General features: G+C 61.1%; 20 protein-coding genes and 1 pseudogene. 15 read left to right on the top strand and 6 right to left on the bottom strand.

Annotation, left to right across the window (positions count from 1 at the left end; all coding sequences use genetic code 11):
• Positions 1–71 precede the first annotated feature (71 nt).
• Together GIB19_RS04395 and GIB19_RS04390 are read left to right on the top strand one after the other, a co-directional pair.
• The gene (locus tag GIB19_RS04395) at positions 72–881 is read left to right on the top strand and encodes an AraC family transcriptional regulator (RefSeq protein ID WP_274883804.1); all 810 of its coding nucleotides are present in this window, start codon (positions 72–74) and stop codon (positions 879–881) included.
• A 79-nt stretch (positions 882–960) separates the two neighbouring features.
• Positions 961–1,575 (top strand): LysE family translocator, encoded by a 615-nt coding sequence (locus GIB19_RS04390; protein WP_274883802.1) that lies wholly within the window; start codon positions 961–963, stop codon positions 1,573–1,575.
• Here GIB19_RS04390 and GIB19_RS04385 read toward each other — a convergent pair.
• Entirely contained in the window at positions 1,523–2,248 is a 726-nt protein-coding gene (locus GIB19_RS04385) for a metallophosphoesterase (protein WP_099429480.1), read from the bottom strand. The two genes, GIB19_RS04390 and GIB19_RS04385, sit on opposite strands and share 53 nt — an antisense overlap.
• A gap of 75 nt (positions 2,249–2,323) precedes the next feature.
• On the opposite strand from GIB19_RS04385, the gene GIB19_RS04380 reads away from it, so the two are divergent.
• The 3 genes from GIB19_RS04380 (at position 2,324) to GIB19_RS04370 (ending at position 3,898) form a co-directional block, all read left to right on the top strand.
• Complete coding sequence (locus GIB19_RS04380; protein WP_274883800.1) at positions 2,324–2,839, top strand: DUF3016 domain-containing protein; 516 nt, start codon at positions 2,324–2,326, stop codon at positions 2,837–2,839.
• A gap of 76 nt (positions 2,840–2,915) precedes the next feature.
• Positions 2,916–3,659 (top strand): carbon-nitrogen hydrolase family protein, encoded by a 744-nt coding sequence (locus GIB19_RS04375; RefSeq protein ID WP_274883796.1) that lies wholly within the window; start codon positions 2,916–2,918, stop codon positions 3,657–3,659.
• Positions 3,656–3,898, top strand: coding sequence for a hypothetical protein (locus GIB19_RS04370; protein ID WP_027594853.1), 243 nt, complete (start codon positions 3,656–3,658; stop codon positions 3,896–3,898). Before GIB19_RS04375 ends, GIB19_RS04370 begins: the two co-directional genes overlap by 4 nt.
• Before the next feature lie 11 nt (positions 3,899–3,909).
• Here GIB19_RS04370 and GIB19_RS04365 read toward each other — a convergent pair whose 3' ends face one another.
• Positions 3,910–4,410 (bottom strand): methylated-DNA--[protein]-cysteine S-methyltransferase, encoded by a 501-nt coding sequence (locus tag GIB19_RS04365; RefSeq protein ID WP_274883794.1) that lies wholly within the window; start codon positions 4,408–4,410, stop codon positions 3,910–3,912.
• 75 nt (positions 4,411–4,485) lie between these two features.
• On the bottom strand, positions 4,486–5,286 hold the full coding sequence (locus GIB19_RS04360) for a lipopolysaccharide biosynthesis protein (RefSeq protein ID WP_099429482.1): 801 nt from the start codon (positions 5,284–5,286) through the stop codon (positions 4,486–4,488).
• Between the two features lie 353 nt (positions 5,287–5,639).
• Between GIB19_RS04360 and GIB19_RS04355 the strand changes: the two genes are divergently transcribed.
• The gene (locus tag GIB19_RS04355) at positions 5,640–5,846 is read left to right on the top strand and encodes a hypothetical protein (protein ID WP_027594850.1); all 207 of its coding nucleotides are present in this window, start codon (positions 5,640–5,642) and stop codon (positions 5,844–5,846) included.
• Positions 5,847–6,055: 209 nt separating this feature from the next.
• Here the strand turns inward: GIB19_RS04355 and GIB19_RS04350 are convergent, their stop codons facing one another.
• On the bottom strand, positions 6,056–6,415 hold the full coding sequence (locus tag GIB19_RS04350) for a hypothetical protein (RefSeq protein ID WP_099429483.1): 360 nt from the start codon (positions 6,413–6,415) through the stop codon (positions 6,056–6,058).
• 189 nt (positions 6,416–6,604) lie between these two features.
• On the opposite strand from GIB19_RS04350, the gene GIB19_RS04345 reads away from it, so the two are divergent.
• The 3 genes from GIB19_RS04345 (at position 6,605) to GIB19_RS04335 (ending at position 7,626) form a co-directional block, all read left to right on the top strand.
• Positions 6,605–6,826: a hypothetical protein gene (locus GIB19_RS04345; RefSeq protein WP_099429484.1), complete on the top strand. Its 222-nt coding sequence runs from the start codon at positions 6,605–6,607 to the stop codon at positions 6,824–6,826.
• Positions 6,827–6,904: 78 nt separating this feature from the next.
• The gene (locus GIB19_RS04340) at positions 6,905–7,366 is read left to right on the top strand and encodes a GNAT family N-acetyltransferase (protein WP_274883844.1); all 462 of its coding nucleotides are present in this window, start codon (positions 6,905–6,907) and stop codon (positions 7,364–7,366) included.
• A gap of 50 nt (positions 7,367–7,416) precedes the next feature.
• Positions 7,417–7,626, top strand: coding sequence for a hypothetical protein (locus tag GIB19_RS04335; protein ID WP_027594847.1), 210 nt, complete (start codon positions 7,417–7,419; stop codon positions 7,624–7,626).
• Positions 7,627–7,660: 34 nt separating this feature from the next.
• On the opposite strand, the gene GIB19_RS04330 is transcribed toward GIB19_RS04335, so the two are convergent.
• Positions 7,661–7,960, bottom strand: a complete 300-nt coding sequence (locus tag GIB19_RS04330) for a hypothetical protein (RefSeq protein ID WP_027594846.1) — start codon at positions 7,958–7,960, stop codon at positions 7,661–7,663.
• Between the two features lie 157 nt (positions 7,961–8,117).
• On the opposite strand from GIB19_RS04330, the gene GIB19_RS04325 reads away from it, so the two are divergent.
• The 5 genes and pseudogenes from GIB19_RS04325 (at position 8,118) to GIB19_RS04310 (ending at position 12,789) form a co-directional block, all read left to right on the top strand.
• Positions 8,118–8,948 (top strand): hypothetical protein, encoded by an 831-nt coding sequence (locus tag GIB19_RS04325; protein WP_274883788.1) that lies wholly within the window; start codon positions 8,118–8,120, stop codon positions 8,946–8,948.
• A gap of 151 nt (positions 8,949–9,099) precedes the next feature.
• Entirely contained in the window at positions 9,100–9,354 is a 255-nt protein-coding gene (locus tag GIB19_RS04320) for a hypothetical protein (RefSeq protein ID WP_027594844.1), read from the top strand.
• Between the two features lie 107 nt (positions 9,355–9,461).
• Positions 9,462–9,826 (top strand): annotated as a pseudogene (locus GIB19_RS28250) (integrase).
• A gap of 32 nt (positions 9,827–9,858) precedes the next feature.
• Positions 9,859–11,445, top strand: coding sequence for an ABC-F family ATPase (locus tag GIB19_RS04315; protein WP_027594842.1), 1,587 nt, complete (start codon positions 9,859–9,861; stop codon positions 11,443–11,445).
• 150 nt (positions 11,446–11,595) lie between these two features.
• A complete protein-coding gene (locus tag GIB19_RS04310) occupies positions 11,596–12,789 on the top strand; it encodes an MFS transporter (RefSeq protein WP_274883785.1) in 1,194 nt (397 codons plus the stop codon).
• On the opposite strand, the gene GIB19_RS04305 is transcribed toward GIB19_RS04310, so the two are convergent.
• On the bottom strand, positions 12,751–13,797 hold the full coding sequence (locus GIB19_RS04305) for an alpha/beta hydrolase family protein (RefSeq protein ID WP_274883784.1): 1,047 nt from the start codon (positions 13,795–13,797) through the stop codon (positions 12,751–12,753). The two genes, GIB19_RS04310 and GIB19_RS04305, sit on opposite strands and share 39 nt — an antisense overlap.
• Positions 13,798–13,994: 197 nt before the next feature.
• Here GIB19_RS04305 and yghU point away from each other — a divergent pair, with 197 nt between their 5' ends.
• A complete protein-coding gene (yghU, locus tag GIB19_RS04300) occupies positions 13,995–14,834 on the top strand; it encodes a glutathione-dependent disulfide-bond oxidoreductase (protein ID WP_099429495.1) in 840 nt (279 codons plus the stop codon).
• The last annotated feature ends 83 nt before the right edge of the window (positions 14,835–14,917 follow it).

Genomic DNA, 14,917 nt, shown 5'->3' with positions numbered 1-14,917 from the left:
ACAGCCAGCCGAAAAAACTGTACGGGTCCCCTGCTACTGGTAAGCTTTTGCTCCTGTCGAGGACCCTTTTCATGCCCCGCTCACAAGCCCGCGTCTGGCGCGATACTGCCCTGCCCTTCGTCGAAAGCCGCCGCGCCTGCCACAGCCGCGCCTGCTACAAGGCGCATAGCCATCCGACCTTTTCCATGGGCGCAGTGGATGCCGGCTTCAGCCTGTTTAGCGGCGCAAGCGGTGGTCAGCAACGCCTGACCCCCGGCACCTTGGTGATGGTCCCGGCAAAGCGTGTGCATGCATGCAATCCGGCGCCAGGCCAGGCCTGGAGCTACCAGATGCTGCACGTAGATGCCGATTGGCTGTCGCAACTGCGCCTGGAGTCTGGGCTGAGCGGTGCGCAGCCGGGTGAGCCTGCACGTATCAGCCATGTGCCCGCCTTGTACGGCCAGTTCTGCGCGCTGAATGCCTTGTTGTTCTCCAGTGCGAGCTACGGCGAGAAAGAGGCGGCGCTGATTGCCTTCATGGGGGACCAGGACTTCTGCGCGCACCCGACGCTGGAGGCGGCACCGGCGCTGGGCGCCTCCCTGCTCAGTGGCCTGGTCGAACGGATCGAGGCTGAGGACCCTGCGCAACTGAGCCTGACGTTGCTGGCCCAGGAAGCGGGATTGGGGCGTTATCAACTGATTCGGGCGTTTCGCGCAGCGACCGGACTGACGCCCCATGCCTACCTGCTCAACGCCAGGGTCAATCGCGGTCGGCTTCTGTTGAACCAGGGCCTGGCGCTGGCAGAGGTCGCCTACCAGCTTGGGTTTGCCGACCAAAGCCACTTTCAGCGGGTGTTCAAGGCGCACGTGGGCGTAACGCCCGGGCAATACCGAGGCCATTGAGGCCCCGCGCAATAATCTTCAATACGGGCTCCAGGCTCGACGCCAGACTGCGGCTTTCCCTGCCAGAGTCGTCTCGCCCATGGAGCAGTTCCTGATCGTCGCCCTCGCCCACTTCCTAGCCCTGCTGTCACCCGGCCCGGACTTTTTCCTGGTTGCTCGCACCTCCATCAGTGGCGGTTGGCGCACCGCCAGCGGCGCGTGCCTGGGTATCGCGTTGGCCAATGGCGCCTTCATCGCCATGGCCTTTACTGGCCTGTCGATTTTGCGTGAAGGCAGCACGTTGTTCATGGCTTTGCAGCTGGCCGGTGCGGCCTACCTCTTGTACATCGGCACACAATTCTTGCGCTACGCCGGGCATTCCAACCTGGCCGCAGTGGCCGGCAATGACGCTGTACCAGGTGGGTGGCGCAGCCTGGCGATGGGCTTTTTGTCGGGCATTCTCAACCCCAAGAACGCGCTGTTCTACGCCAGCCTCGCCAGCATGGTCGCCAGCAGCAGTGTCGGCTGGAAGGTGGTGTATGCGGGCTGGATGTTCTGCATCGTGCTGCTCTGGGACCTGCTGGTCGCCGTGGCCATCGGCAACCAGCGCGTGTTGCAGCGCTTCGCCCGCGCCTTGCCCTGGCTGGAGCGGGCTTCGGGGGTCATGCTGATGGTGTTGGCCGGGGCGTTGCTTGTGCACCTTGCGCGGGGCTGACCAGCTCAAGGGTCGCCAGGTCGAGCAGGCTGAAATGGCCGCTGGCCCAGCCGCCGGTGTCCAGGTGCCAGACATTGCCCAGCTGTTTGACCTGCAGCACCGGTGTATGCCCGACCAACAAGGCACGGATGCCGTGCACAGGCCGGGTGTCGCCCTCCTTCAGCCGGCGCCGCGACCATTGGCAGACTTCGCGTACCTCAGGGTCGTCATCCAGTTCCAACCAGCTACGTAACACGGGCCAATCGGCGAAGGGGCTGTCGGCATGCAACAGACCGATCAGGCCCGCTGCACTTTCAACTTCCATACCGATCGGCAATTGCTCGAAGCGTTCGACAAAGCGCCGCTGCTCAGCCTTGGGCAGCTCAAGAAACCAGCCACCACCGGCGGCGTGGTACATCTCCAGGTCGAGCCGGCCACCGCGCAGGTAGGTAACCGCCAGCGCCTCATGGTTACCCTGCACGGCATGAAACCAGGGCAGGTCCAGCCATGCCAGCGCCGCGTGGCTGAGCGGACCGCGGTCGACCAGGTCACCGACGCTGAACAGGCGGTCCACTGCGGGGTTGAACCCAACCGCTTGCAGGCACCGAACAAGGCGCCCGAAGTGCCCGTGGATATCACCCACCGCCAGGTCTCGACCCAGGGGGTTGGCGGCTACCCGCCGAAACCGACTCATTACAAACTTCCTCTGCGGGTGCTGTCATGGCAGGCGTAGAATAAAGGGACACGTCTTTCACCTTGGAGGTGCATCATGCGTACCGCCCTCGTGTGTGCCGTGCTCGTGGCGCTGTCATTGAACAGCATGGCACAAGGTGCTCCGACTGCGCAGGTCGAGGTGCGATTCGACCATCCCGAAAAATTTCGCGATGCCAGCCTCGACAGTGCCGGCTACGAACGGGGTGCCGATGCCTATGTCATGAAGGCCCTGACCGAGTACCTGCAGAAGCTCGGCCAGCGTTACTTGCAAGCTGACCAGCAGCTGGTTATCGACATCCGTGACATCGACCTGGCCGGGCGCTTCGAGCCTTGGCACAGCAATGCCTACGATGTGCGCTTCATGCGCGAAATCACCTGGCCGACCATCGACCTCAGCTACACCCTCAGCCAGCCCGGCAAACCTGCCCAGCAAGCGCAGGAACGGGTCAGCGACAAGATGTACCTCAGCCGCCCGGGGCGGGTGACCAGCAGCAGCGACCGCCTGTATGCCGAAAAGGCCATGCTGAACGACTGGTTCCGCCAGCGCTTCGCACCGCACTCGGCTTCCTGAAAATCCCTTCACTGGTACAGGTGTTGCGGCCAGGCGTATGCTCGGCCCTTGACTCGTACCAGGGAAGGAGCTGTTGATGAAGATCTGCGCCGTGCAACTGGCGTCGCTCAAAGGCGATATTCAGGGCAACCTTGCGCGTCACCTGTATTGCATCGAGCAGGCTGCGGCGCTGGGTGCTGAGCTGGTGGTGTTTCCTGAACTGTCACTGACCGGCTATGAGCCGACCTTGGCCCGCGAGCTCGCCCTGCCGTTATCCTCCCCACGGCTGGAGCCACTGCAGGCACTGTGCGACCAGCATGCTCTCACAGTCGCCGTGGGCCTGCCCTTGCCAACGCCTGACGGCATTCGCATCGGCATGCCGATCCTGAGCCCAGGCATGCCCCGCCAGGCGTATGCCAAACGGCGCCTGCACGGCGATGAACTGCCCTACTTCGCCGCCGGCGATCAACCGTTGGTACTCGAGGTGGCCAAACACCGGGTAGCGCCAGCCATCTGCTACGAGTCGATGTTCATCGAACATGCTGCAGAGGCGCGGGCACAGGGTGCGCAGGTGTACCTGGCCAGTGTGGCGAAAACGGCCAAGGGCATTGATGAGGGTTACCAACACTACCCGAAGGTCGCCCGCACCCTGGGCCTTACTGTCTTGCTGGCCAACTGCGTGGGGCCTGCCGATACGTTCATCGGCGCAGGTGGGTCTGCGGCCTGGGATAGCCAGGGTCGGCTGCTGGCCAGCCTGGATGACACCTGCGAAGGGCTGATTCTGCTGGATACCACCCACTCCAGGGCGACCGCTGTGCCACTGAGGGTGCTGACTGCGTGAAGTATCTGTTGTTGACGCTGGCGAGCTACGCATCCACGCATTACCTGGTCGGGCTGTTGATCCAGGGTCAATTGGCCGAAATCGCCGAAGGCCTGCGCCATCGACCGGGTGCGCCCACCCCTGGCGAATACTTGCGAGAGGTCCGGCCCCATGCACGGCGGGCCCACAGGCAGTACACCTTGATGGCCGGATCAGCGCTGGCGCTGGTGGCCTGCCTGGTCGCCAGCTGGATCCTTTAGGTTTGCCTGACTCAGAGCGCCAATGCCAGGCTTTCTCTGCCTTCCAGCGCCAGCAGGTATTGCTTCGCCTGAAGCCCTCCGGCAAAGCCGGTGAGGTTGCCTGAAGCACCAATTACCCGGTGGCACGGCGCAATGATGGAGATCGGGTTACGGCCATTGGCCGCGCCTACTGCACGGACTGCGCTGGGGTTGCCGATCTGCCGGGCAATGTCGCCGTAAATGCGGGTTTCACCGAAAGGGATGGTCAGCAATGCAGCCCACACCTCGCGCTGAAACGGCGTACCGACAAAATCCAACGCCAGGTCAAAGCGTCGCCGCGTGCCGGCAAAGTACTCGCCCAGCTGGCGGGCGGTGTCCAGCAGGACTGGGCACCGGTCATCTCGGTGGAGCTCACCGAGCCGCACGCGGTTTTCCCGCTCCTCTTCCCAGAGCACGGCTGCCAGCCGTTCGCCGCGGGCGACCAGCGTCAGCGTGCCAACGGGGGATTGCATGAAGGTGAAGGCGCTGGACATTGGGGGCTCCTGCAGGGTGCGAGATGGTCAGCGCACTCTACGCAGGCGCAAGGCCACACGCACCCGCTTTCTTGCTCAACCAATCCCACAGCCGGCAATCCGCCTGGCTTCTGACAGGTTGACCTTGGGGATCAGTTCGGCCGGGATGCGCGACGCCGCCGACAGGTTGTAGACGTGAAAATGCTCATTGACCACTTGCCGCGCCATCAATGTCAGTGACGGCAGGATGCGGCTGTCCCAATGCTGGTCCAGGCCGCACGGTGAATGTTGCCCTTCTTCGGTCTCGTAGAAGCGCCCCACCGTCTGGTCAAGGTCGACCCCCACCAGCAGCACCTCTTCGAACCCCAGGTGATAAGCCAGTTGCAGCGCCACGTAGGCGACTGTGCGGGCATCGAAAAAACCCTGCGACAAGTCTTTGCTGAAGGCGATCGACCGCGCCCGTTTGCTCCACAGTGCGCGGCTGCAGACGCAACTGTCACCGTGCCCGCGCACACCGTCGAGCAGGCCGGGTGTGTGCGCCTTGTGCAAGGCATAGCATTCGCTGGCAGCTGGTATGTCGGCACCCTCGAATTGCTCTGGCCACAGCGCGAGCCGTTGGCTGTCACGCAGGGCGGTGGCAAACAGATCAGGTTGCTGCAGGCCGAAGCTTTTGTCGGTGCACACGTAGAAAAACGGTTTCACGCCATGCTCTGCTGTCATGGCGACTGAACCGTTCATGGCGATGATGGGCAGGTGGGCAAAATCAGCCAGTGGGAAATGCCGGGCTGAGGCACCCGACGCCAGAATCACCACGGGGCCTTGCTGGGTATTGCGACACGCCTCGAAACTGGAGAACGCCCCGCGTTCAGCACTGGGCTGCGACGGAAGTGTGTTCATCGTTTGCTACTTTGGACTGGACAGTACAAAACACGATACCGGTCCTTGTATGCACAACGGACGCTTTTACAAAAACCTTACACAAAGCGACTGCTGGGTCTAAATCTGTCCAAAAGTGGAAGTAATGACAGCGCCCTTCTCCACATAAGCGCAGTGTTTCTACAGACCCGTACTCCCGGTCGTTGTTCACCCGCCTGCAGGTCTGGCAGGCGCTTTGCCCCCATTGCACCGACGAACGGGCGTACTGGAAGCGGTGTCACGCACCGGGCTATTCGTCGCTTGCCCATGAGCCTGCTTGATGGTTACCAACTGCCCGACTAATACTTAGGTCTCTGCCTGGGGAGGCACGAAACATGCAACCAAGATTCGTTATCGTTCCGGCGGTACCCATCGAAAAGGAGTCATTCCGCGTCGGTAGCCGTTATTACGCAGCGACCGTATGCGGGGGGTTCGACATTTATGACAACCTGGCGAAGGAACGGCTCAAACCCAGTTACCCGAACAGGACCGATGCAGAAGTGCAATGCCAGCGGATGAACACAAAACTCGAAGCACGCTGAGGGGAAGTCGCCGAAGCGGATGCGCTCAAATGACGTGTGAAGTACTTGCGGCCTCACCTCATGACCCTGCCCCGATTAATGCCAGTCAGTTACGGCCAAGGGGGCCGCTGCGATGGGCTGCACAGCAGCCCCATTCACCGCCGATGACGCTTAACTGACTGGCAGCCAGCTACCAACATGGGCGGTATGGGCGGCTCAGGTTACTGAGCTCATTCCAGGCACTCTCTTGCTGCCTGGCGTAGTTTGTCGCCCGAAAGGAAGCTGCCTTTGTAGAACGTGGCGCGGCTGCCGTCGCGCGACTCAACCACCTCGAGAACATCGTCGGAGGCCACTGCGCTTGGCGCGGTCAATCGATAACCGTGAGCGATCGATTTCTGGTTGGCGAGGGGCGCCAGTGCTTGCCACTTGGGCATTACACAGGCGGCATATTGTGCAGGGGTTTTGGAGGTCAGCTTACTGGCTGTGGGGTTACCCGGAGTTGCGCAACCGGCAAGGCTGGCAGTCAACAAGGTGCAAACAAAGATACGAAATGTAGGCATTTGCAATTGACCATTAGGGATACGGGGCATTCTACCCGGCGTTGCAATTTGGTTCCAATAAACCAAGGTCGTGGTGCATTTTGCTTATGAGTGAACATTCTATTGAAGCTTCACTAAAGCGGGCACCTGTTAATTCTGCTAGTAGCCAAAGCCGTGAAGCGGGTAGAGAGTGGCCGTGCGGATACACATTATCTTGAAGCACCACAAGGAGCGCTCCACATGCCACCCACTCGCACGTTTTTTTTCTACCAGAGCGATAACCTGAGCACAGTGAAAACAGGTGAAGAAAGCCGCGGTATCTTTCGGGGTGTAGCAAACATCGCGTATGCAGAACTGCACACTGACAATGCACAAAGTGCCTTGTTGGCAACGGACGATAAAGGCTCAGTCTTGCAGGTGCAAAGTAACGAAGGCGGCAAGTCGGACACTGACCAGCCTTAGCATGAAAAGCTTCACTTGCGTGTCCACTTGCTGGTTGTGTCATGATGCGCTGAACAGGTACTACCGCGCAGGATGCCCATGCCTCAGTTTGATTGGCTCGCGAACCACATGAACCATTGCAACGCCTTTGCTCAGTGGATTCATCAGCAATTCACGTATGAGTTCGACGGCATCGAGCTTTCGCGATGGCAGCATGAGTTCGCAGAAGGCCAGGGTGATGGCCAGTGGCAATGCCTGATTGCCCTGGAGCAAGGCCAGTTGTTGGGCGGAGCCGCTCTAGCAGCCCAAGACCTGCCTTCCCGTCCGGACCTCGGCCCTTGGCTTGCCTGCGTGTTCGTTGACCCGACAGCCAGAGGAGCCGGTATCGCCGAGGACCTGATTGAGCGCCTATGTGCCCATGCGCGCACTGCCGGCCTCGAAACCTTGTACCTGCACACCCATGATAAACAGGCTTACTATGCCAAGCGTGGCTGGACGGTGATTGAGCAGTTCGAAGCGTGGGGCAACCTGCAGTGGCTGATGTCACGCACGCTTCGCTGAACAGCCGGACAGGGTTGTAGACGCACACTTCAAGGAACGCACTCACGCTCATGGAACCGCTTCATACCATCAAAGCCGATCTCGTCAAAACCGCCGACCACCTGAATGAACTCAGCAAAGCCATGACCGGGCACGCCAAGTTCATGGAAGCGCGGGCGACCTCAGACAGCGAGATCGATGTACGCGCTCATATCAAGTCCATCGATGGGGTTGCCAGTGAGTTGAGGTCCGTCGCAGCAAAGATCAAGGATGAGACCTGACCCACGCCCAACCCACGGCAACCTTCAGAGCTCGCTACTTAGCGCAGGCGAACTGTTCGGTCACGGGAATCGCATCGCTTGCTATCCGCCGCGCCCTGCCCACGCCCCACGCCAAGGCACGGGTCATTGATTCGCCTGGGCGCGAATCGAAAGCTTCTTCGTGAATGGCCATGCCACTGGGGGCATAAACCCCGATGAACATCTGCGTATTGCCTGTTCGCGACAGTCGCACCTGGACATCGATGTAGCTGCCGTCACTTAACGTTTCGTCGTGAGTCCGATGGTGAAGCGTTGGGTCAGCCCAGCCCCAGAAAACGTCGCCGCGAATCCGCATGTCGCCCCTCCTACGACTTTAGTTGTATACCTAAAGCCACCATAGCCAAAGGCAAACGGCGCGCAACTGTACTCAGTCGAAATGTGAGCTGAATCGGACAACTGGCAATCACCTGTAAACAAAGCGTTATTCGTTTGCCCACGCAGGCCATCACGTCATGCCAAATCAAGCACCGACAGTCGACGCCAGAGGTCGCTTGCACGGTGAATTTATGGCAATCTGCCGCGAAATCAAAAACGCAGAATCATGGAAACTAAATTTCAAGAGCACGCTAATGCCAGAAATTTCAGCAGATAACGCCAGCCTTATTCACAGCATTGCTACAACAACCGCCATCATTGCCGCCTTAGTCTCGGCCTGCGCGGTCATCCTGGCGCACCTGACCTCCGAGGTGCAAAGCAGCGAGTCAGACAGGTCCATGGCCGAGGCCAGCCAACTGATCGCCACAGCCAACCAGTCCGCCGCCCAGTCCCAGTTGAAAATTGAAGAGCTCCTGCAACAGAACGCGGCGTTGACGGCACAACTGGACGCCGCGAAAAAAGAGCGCCAGGCCATTGAACATCGCCTGCGGCCCAGAAAGCTGACAGCGCAGGCACAGGCCGCGTTCCAAGCATTGGCGGCAGCGCTCGCCAAAGACAAAGTAGCCCCAACCGTACTGCTCAATATCGTCAGAAACGACGACGAAGCGTTGGCGTTCTCCAAGCAGATCGCCGTTGCCCTGACCAAAGCGGGCGTGCGGGTACAAATAAAGCAGTTGATGCTCACCAAAGAGGCCACGGGCGTTCAGGCAGTGCTGTATGACAGCCCGGGAAGCCAGCAAATCGAACGTGCGCTGAGGGCCGCTAATTTTGCAACGGACATCAGTCGATCGTCGCAAACACCGAAGATCAATATCGATGATGACGACAAGCCTACTATTAGTGCGTTTATCAACGTGTTTCCAAAAGAGATGTCGTTAACGGACACTGCAGCGCCGCAAGCAGACTAAAACTAACGATCATGACTGGCCACCCATCCAGCATGGACGCAAAGCCAGTAACTAACACGCCCGGCTCCGTAGTAGCGTTGCGCATTCTACGAACTTCCAGGTCCGTTAACCGCAAGCCCACGGACCTGGGCGATTCAGACCAGGAGGTCAAATGCGAGTTGAGGTGATAGACCAAGCGGCGATAGATTCGGCGCTGATTGCGTTTGCCCGCTATAAAATCGGAGAAACAAAAATCTTCGACCTAGAGCGTGCAATGAGCTTTGAAGTGGGTGAGGCTTTGTCCAAGAGCGGACTGGTGAGGTTCACCATTACACAGTCAGTGTCCGGTCGCTACCGCATCAGCGATGAAGGCGAAAACGCCATCACGGACGCTGGGCGGGCGCGCCTTAAGGTGATCCGAGGGTAAGCCCGCTTTTATGATCCGGTACAAACAGCTTCACCTCGGGCACTAAGGGCAACGCACGTTCCACTTACCCTAGAGGTGAAGCTGTGCTTCGGCGTGCGTCAAGAGGCATTGCACAACGCACACGGTCCTTTGGTGATATCGCCCGCCCGAGGCCCTTCGTGGTCCAACCAAGCAAAGGTGGGCTGTGGAGCTGCGATGCAAGTGTTACAATCCCCCCATTCAAATCAGCGCTCAAGCGCTGGACTTCCGTGATCGCCGTCAGTACGACACCCGCCACACCTACGCAACCCTGTGCCTGATGCCTGGGATGAACCCTGCGTTCATCGCGAATCAGCTCGGCCATAGCGTTGAGATGTTGCTCTCTACCTACGCGAAATGGATCAGCTCCTCCTCGGACTGGAGGGAGCTGGAGAAGCTGCCGCCCCGCGTCGAATTGGCCCAAAATTGGCCCAAAACTGACACGAGGGCCTAAATACACCTCTGGAACCCCCGCAGGACAAGCACTTGATTTCTACCGCCAACATCACCATGCAGTTCGGCTCCAAGCCGCTGTTTGAAAACGTTTCCGTCAAATTCAACAACGGCAACCGCTACGGCCTCATCGGCGCCAACGGTTGCGGTAAGTCGACCTTCATGAAGATCCTCGGTGGCGACCTTGAGCCGTCCGGTGGCCAGGTCATGCTCGAGCCGAACACCCGCCTCGGCAAGCTGCGCCAGGACCAGTTCGCCTACGAGGAATTCACCGTGATCGATACGGTGATCATGGGCCACGGCCAGCTGTGGAAGGTCAAAGCCGAGCGCGATCGTATCTACTCGCTGCCAGAAATGACCGAGGAAGACGGCATGGCCGTCGCAGAGCTGGAAACCGAATTCGCCGAGATGGACGGTTATACCGCCGAATCGCGCGCCGGTGAACTGCTGCTGGGCCTGGGTATTCCGCTGGACCAGCACTTCGGCCCGATGAGCGAAGTGGCGCCGGGCTGGAAGCTGCGTGTGCTGCTGGCCCAGGCATTGTTCTCGGACCCGGACGTGCTGCTGCTCGACGAACCGACCAACCACCTGGACATCAACACCATCCGCTGGCTGGAAACGATCCTCACGGCGCGCAACAGCACCATGATCATCATTTCCCACGACCGGCACTTCCTCAACAGCGTCTGCACTCACATGGCCGACCTGGACTACGGTGAGCTGCGCCTGTTCCCAGGCAACTACGACGAGTACATGACCGCCGCGACCCAGTCGCGCGAGCAGTTGCTGTCGGACAACGCCAAGAAGAAAGCCCAGATCGCCGAGCTGCAGACCTTCGTCAGCCGCTTCTCGGCCAACGCCTCCAAGGCCAAGCAGGCCACCTCGCGCGCCAAGCAGATCGACAAGATCCAGCTGGCCGAGGTCAAGCCCTCGAGCCGGGTCAGCCCATTCATCCGCTTCGAGCAGACCAAAAAGCTGCACCGTCAGGCCGTCGTGGTCGAGAAAATGGCCAAGGCCTTCGACGACAAGGTTCTGTTCAAGAACTTCGACATCACTGTCGAAGCTGGCGAGCGCGTCGCGATCATCGGCCCCAACGGTATCGGCAAGACCACCTTGCTGCGCACCCTGGTTGGCGAAATGACGCCGGATGCGGGCTCGGTGAAGTGGACCGACAGCGCCGAAGTGGGCTACTACGCCCAGGACCACGCCCACGACTTCGAGGACGACCTGAGCCTGTTCGACTGGATGGGCCAGTGGACCTCCGGTGAGCAGGTGATTCGCGGCACCCTTGGGCGCATGCTGTTCTCCAACGACGAGATCCTCAAGTCGGTGAAGGTGATTTCCGGTGGTGAGCAAGGCCGCATGCTGTTCGGCAAGCTGATCCTGCAAAAACCGAACGTGCTGGTGATGGACGAACCGACCAACCACCTGGACATGGAATCGATCGAAGCACTGAACCTGGCGCTGGAAAACTACCCAGGCACGCTGCTGTTCGTCAGCCATGACCGCGAGTTCGTGTCCTCGCTGGCCACCCGCATCATCGAGCTGTCGCCGGACGGTGTCGTGGACTTCAGCGGCACCTATGACGACTACCTGCGTAGCCAGGGCGTCGTGGTCTGATGTAGTGCGCTCCGCCTGGTCGCGTTGAGTTGACCAGGCGGATCCCATGGAGGGGTCATTCACCCGGAATAATTCGTTAGCCTGCTTTCATTTCCTTCGCGCAACGGCCATGATGAAACAACGCCCAACCGCCCGCCCGCGAAAGAGCCCATGACCGCGCAACAGCCCGCCCCCGCCAGCAATACCTCCAACATCACCCTGCAGATCCTGTCGATCGTCTTCTACACGTTCATTGCCTTCCTCTGCATCGGCCTGCCGATTGCGGTGTTGCCCAGCTATGTGCATGACCAGTTGGGCTTCGGCGCGGTTGTCGCCGGGGTGACGATTGGCTTGCAGTACCTGGCCACCCTGCTGAGCCGCCCCTTTGCCGGGCGGGTGGCGGACACGCTGGGCGGCAAGCAAGCGATTCGTTTCGGCTTGCTCGGCATTGCCAGCTGCGGGGTGCTGACGCTGTTGTCGGCCTGGACCCTGAGCGTGCCGTTACTGAGCCTGGCGCTATTGCTGAGCGGGCGCCTGCTGCTGGGCATCGCCCAAGGGCTGATCGGCGTGGCCACCTTGAGCTGGGGCATCAGCCAGGTTGGGCCGGAGCACACCGCCCGGGTGATCTCGTGGAACGGTATCGCGTCTTACGGCGCCATCGCCATTGGTGCACCGGTCGGTGTGCTGGCGGTGGATGGCCTGGACTTCAGCGTGCTGGGGCCAACCTTGCTGGTGCTGGCGCTGCTGGCCATGCTGGTGCTGCGCAAACGCCCGGACGTGGTGGTGGTACGGGGCGAACGGCTGCCCTTCTGGTCTGCCTTCGGCCGCGTTGCGCCCTGTGGCCTGGGGCTGACACTGGCGTCGATCGGCTATGGCACGCTGACCACGTTCGTCACCCTCTATTACCTGGAACGTGGCTGGGCCGGTGCAGCCTGGTGCCTGAGCGCCTTCGGCGTGTGCTTTATCATTTCGCGGCTGTTGTTCGTCAATGCGGTCAACCGGTTTGGCGGCTACAACGTGGCAGTGGTGTGCATGGCCACCGAGGTGATTGGCCTGGGGCTGCTGTGGCTGGCACCCTCGCCGCCTTGGGCGTTGGCAGGCGCCGGGCTCACAGGGTTCGGCTTGTCGCTGGTGTACCCGGCACTGGGTGTAGAGGCCATCAAGCAGGTGCCTAGCAGCAGCCGCGGCGCTGGGTTGGGGGCTTACGCGGTGTTTTTCGACATGGCCTTGGCCATCGCCGGCCCGGTGATGGGCGCGGTGGCAGTGCACCTGGGCTATGCCTCTATCTTCTGCGTTGCCGCCCTGCTCGCCCTGGCAGGCGTCGGCTTAACGCTGCTTCTGGCGCGGCGCAGCCGACGAAGCTGAGCGCTGATCCGGTAGCGGTGCGCTGAGGGCCTGGCTGAAGAAGGCTGCAGTGTCGCGTTGCAGCGAATGATGAATATGGCGGCGGTCAACGCCTTCGGCATCCTTGCACAGCGCCGGCATGCGGGCGTGTTGTTCTTCGTCGCAGCGCGCCATGAACACGAAATGCCCTGCGCCGGCCAGCAGACGGTAATCCGGCGTAACAGGCAGCTTGCGTGCTAACGCTTCGGCATTGCGGTCCACGGCCACCAGTTGGTCGCTGTCGCCGCTGTAGATCAGCACCGGGATGTGCACACTTGCCAGCGCATGGCGACCAAACAGCAGGCTCAGCGGCGCCATCAGCATCGCCGCGCCCACCCGTGAATCGGCCTTCGGTGCCAGCTCGCTGCGGTCGGCAATCAGCACGCCATGGGTCTTGCAGGCGTCGGCATCGCTGGGGCGCTCGAGGCAGTACTGACGCAGGCGGTCCAGGTCGGGTTGCGCACCCGAGACGATCAGCGCCGTTTCGCCCCCGGCCGAATAGCCGATGACACCTACCTTGCCATCATTCAGGTTGGGACCAAGCAGCGCGTCGTCACGGGCAGCCGTGATCGCGGCGCTGACTTGCAGCGGCCGGCCATAGAGGTTGCTCAAGGTACCCAGGCGACTGTGATCGCGGGCGTTGTCCCCCGGGTGCACCACCGCCACGACCACAAAACCCTGCCGTGCCAGCGCGGTGGCCAGGTAATGCAAGGCCAGCGGGCTGCCGGTATTGCCGTGGGAGAGCACCAGTAAAGGGAACTGCCCCAGGGCCACCGGCGCCTCTTCGGCGACGTCGAGCGGGTAGCCGTCGATGCGCATGTTATGGGGCACACCTGTCGCCGGGTAAAACGCCAACGCTTGCATCGGGCGATCATCGACAGGGTCGGCCAGGGTCATGTGGTGCAGGCCGGCGACCCAAGGCGCGGCCTGGGCGTGGGCCAACAGGCCGCCGAGCAGGACCAGCGCCAACACGCTGCGAGGGATGTTCATCGCCAGCCGTTCCGTGCAGGGTCAGAGATAGCGCCAGCATAGAGCCGCCGACGCCAAGGGCAGATGAAAACTGGATGAAACCCTGCATGCACGCAACGCCCGCGCCCAATGCAATTGCGCTTTTCCGAGAACCCATGGCATAGATGCAGGTCAATCGCTTTACCTGACCCTTTCGCGACCTTGAAGGAGCACCCTGCATGAGCAAGCACCCTTACGCCCCACCCAAGGTCTGGCGCAATGACGCAGCCTCCGGTGGCCAGTTCGCCAGCATCAACCGCCCGGTAGCCGGCCCGACCCATGACAAGGCGCTGCCAGTGGGCAAGCACCCCTTGCAGTTGTATTCGCTGGCCACGCCCAATGGCGTGAAGGTCAACATAGCCCTTGAAGAGTTGCTCGCCCTGGGCCACAGCGGCGCTGAATACGACGCCTGGTTGATCCGCATCGGCGAGGGTGACCAGTTTTCCAGCGGCTTCGTGCAGGTTAACCCCAACTCGAAGATCCCTGCCCTGCTCGACCGCAGTGTCGAGCCACCGGTACGGGTATTCGAGTCGGGCTCGATCCTGTTGTACCTGGCGGAAAAGTTCGGTGCGCTATTGCCCACGTCTGCCGCTGCACGTACCGAAAGCCTGAACTGGCTGTTCTGGCAGATGGGCGCGGCGCCTTACCTGGGCGGCGGCTTTGGCCACTTCTACGTGTACGCCCCGGAAAAGTTCGAATACGCCATCAACCGCTTCACCATGGAAGCCAAGCGCCAACTGGATGTGCTCGACCGCCGCCTGGCCGAAAGCCGTTATTTGGGCGGCGATGAATACAGCATCGCCGATATCGCCGTGTGGCCTTGGTATGGCGAGCTGGTGCGCGGCAATCTTTATGGCGCAGCAACGTTTCTGGCGGTGCACGAATACACCCACGTGCAGCGTTGGGCCGAAGAGATCGCCCAGCGGCCCGCCGTGCAACGTGGGTCACGGGTCAATCGCACCTGGGGCGATGAAGCCAGCCAAGTACCAGAACGGCACTCGGCGGCCGACTTGGATTGACCGTTCGGGGCCGCCTCGCGGCCCCGACAATGCTCGCCTGCATAAAACCATTTGCCCCTGCGCAAACCTGCGTCCGGCAATGC

It is taken from the genome of Pseudomonas sp. ITEM 17296 (genome assembly GCF_028895205.1).
Lineage (GTDB): Bacteria > Pseudomonadota > Gammaproteobacteria > Pseudomonadales > Pseudomonadaceae > Aquipseudomonas > Aquipseudomonas kermanshahensis.
This window is presented reverse-complemented; position numbering and strand designations above follow the sequence as displayed.

Excerpts from the sequence above, each read along its gene's own strand:
- GIB19_RS04395 (WP_274883804.1), top strand. The coding sequence starts at position 72 with ATGCCCCGCTCACAAGCCCGCGTCTGGCGCGATACTGCCCTGCCCTTC.
- GIB19_RS04390 (WP_274883802.1), top strand. The coding sequence starts at position 961 with ATGGAGCAGTTCCTGATCGTCGCCCTCGCCCACTTCCTAGCCCTGCTG.
- GIB19_RS04385 (WP_099429480.1), bottom strand. The coding sequence starts at position 2,248 with ATGAGTCGGTTTCGGCGGGTAGCCGCCAACCCCCTGGGTCGAGACCTG.
- GIB19_RS04380 (WP_274883800.1), top strand. The coding sequence starts at position 2,324 with ATGCGTACCGCCCTCGTGTGTGCCGTGCTCGTGGCGCTGTCATTGAAC.
- GIB19_RS04375 (WP_274883796.1), top strand. The coding sequence starts at position 2,916 with ATGAAGATCTGCGCCGTGCAACTGGCGTCGCTCAAAGGCGATATTCAG.
- GIB19_RS04365 (WP_274883794.1), bottom strand. The coding sequence starts at position 4,410 with ATGTCCAGCGCCTTCACCTTCATGCAATCCCCCGTTGGCACGCTGACG.
- GIB19_RS04360 (WP_099429482.1), bottom strand. The coding sequence starts at position 5,286 with ATGAACACACTTCCGTCGCAGCCCAGTGCTGAACGCGGGGCGTTCTCC.
- GIB19_RS04355 (WP_027594850.1), top strand. The coding sequence starts at position 5,640 with ATGCAACCAAGATTCGTTATCGTTCCGGCGGTACCCATCGAAAAGGAG.
- GIB19_RS04350 (WP_099429483.1), bottom strand. The coding sequence starts at position 6,415 with ATGCCCCGTATCCCTAATGGTCAATTGCAAATGCCTACATTTCGTATC.
- GIB19_RS04345 (WP_099429484.1), top strand. The coding sequence starts at position 6,605 with ATGCCACCCACTCGCACGTTTTTTTTCTACCAGAGCGATAACCTGAGC.
- GIB19_RS04340 (WP_274883844.1), top strand. The coding sequence starts at position 6,905 with ATGCCTCAGTTTGATTGGCTCGCGAACCACATGAACCATTGCAACGCC.
- GIB19_RS04335 (WP_027594847.1), top strand. The coding sequence starts at position 7,417 with ATGGAACCGCTTCATACCATCAAAGCCGATCTCGTCAAAACCGCCGAC.
- GIB19_RS04330 (WP_027594846.1), bottom strand. The coding sequence starts at position 7,960 with ATGCGGATTCGCGGCGACGTTTTCTGGGGCTGGGCTGACCCAACGCTT.
- GIB19_RS04325 (WP_274883788.1), top strand. The coding sequence starts at position 8,118 with ATGCCAAATCAAGCACCGACAGTCGACGCCAGAGGTCGCTTGCACGGT.
- GIB19_RS04320 (WP_027594844.1), top strand. The coding sequence starts at position 9,100 with ATGCGAGTTGAGGTGATAGACCAAGCGGCGATAGATTCGGCGCTGATT.
- GIB19_RS04310 (WP_274883785.1), top strand. The coding sequence starts at position 11,596 with ATGACCGCGCAACAGCCCGCCCCCGCCAGCAATACCTCCAACATCACC.
- GIB19_RS04305 (WP_274883784.1), bottom strand. The coding sequence starts at position 13,797 with ATGAACATCCCTCGCAGCGTGTTGGCGCTGGTCCTGCTCGGCGGCCTG.
- yghU (WP_099429495.1), top strand. The coding sequence starts at position 13,995 with ATGAGCAAGCACCCTTACGCCCCACCCAAGGTCTGGCGCAATGACGCA.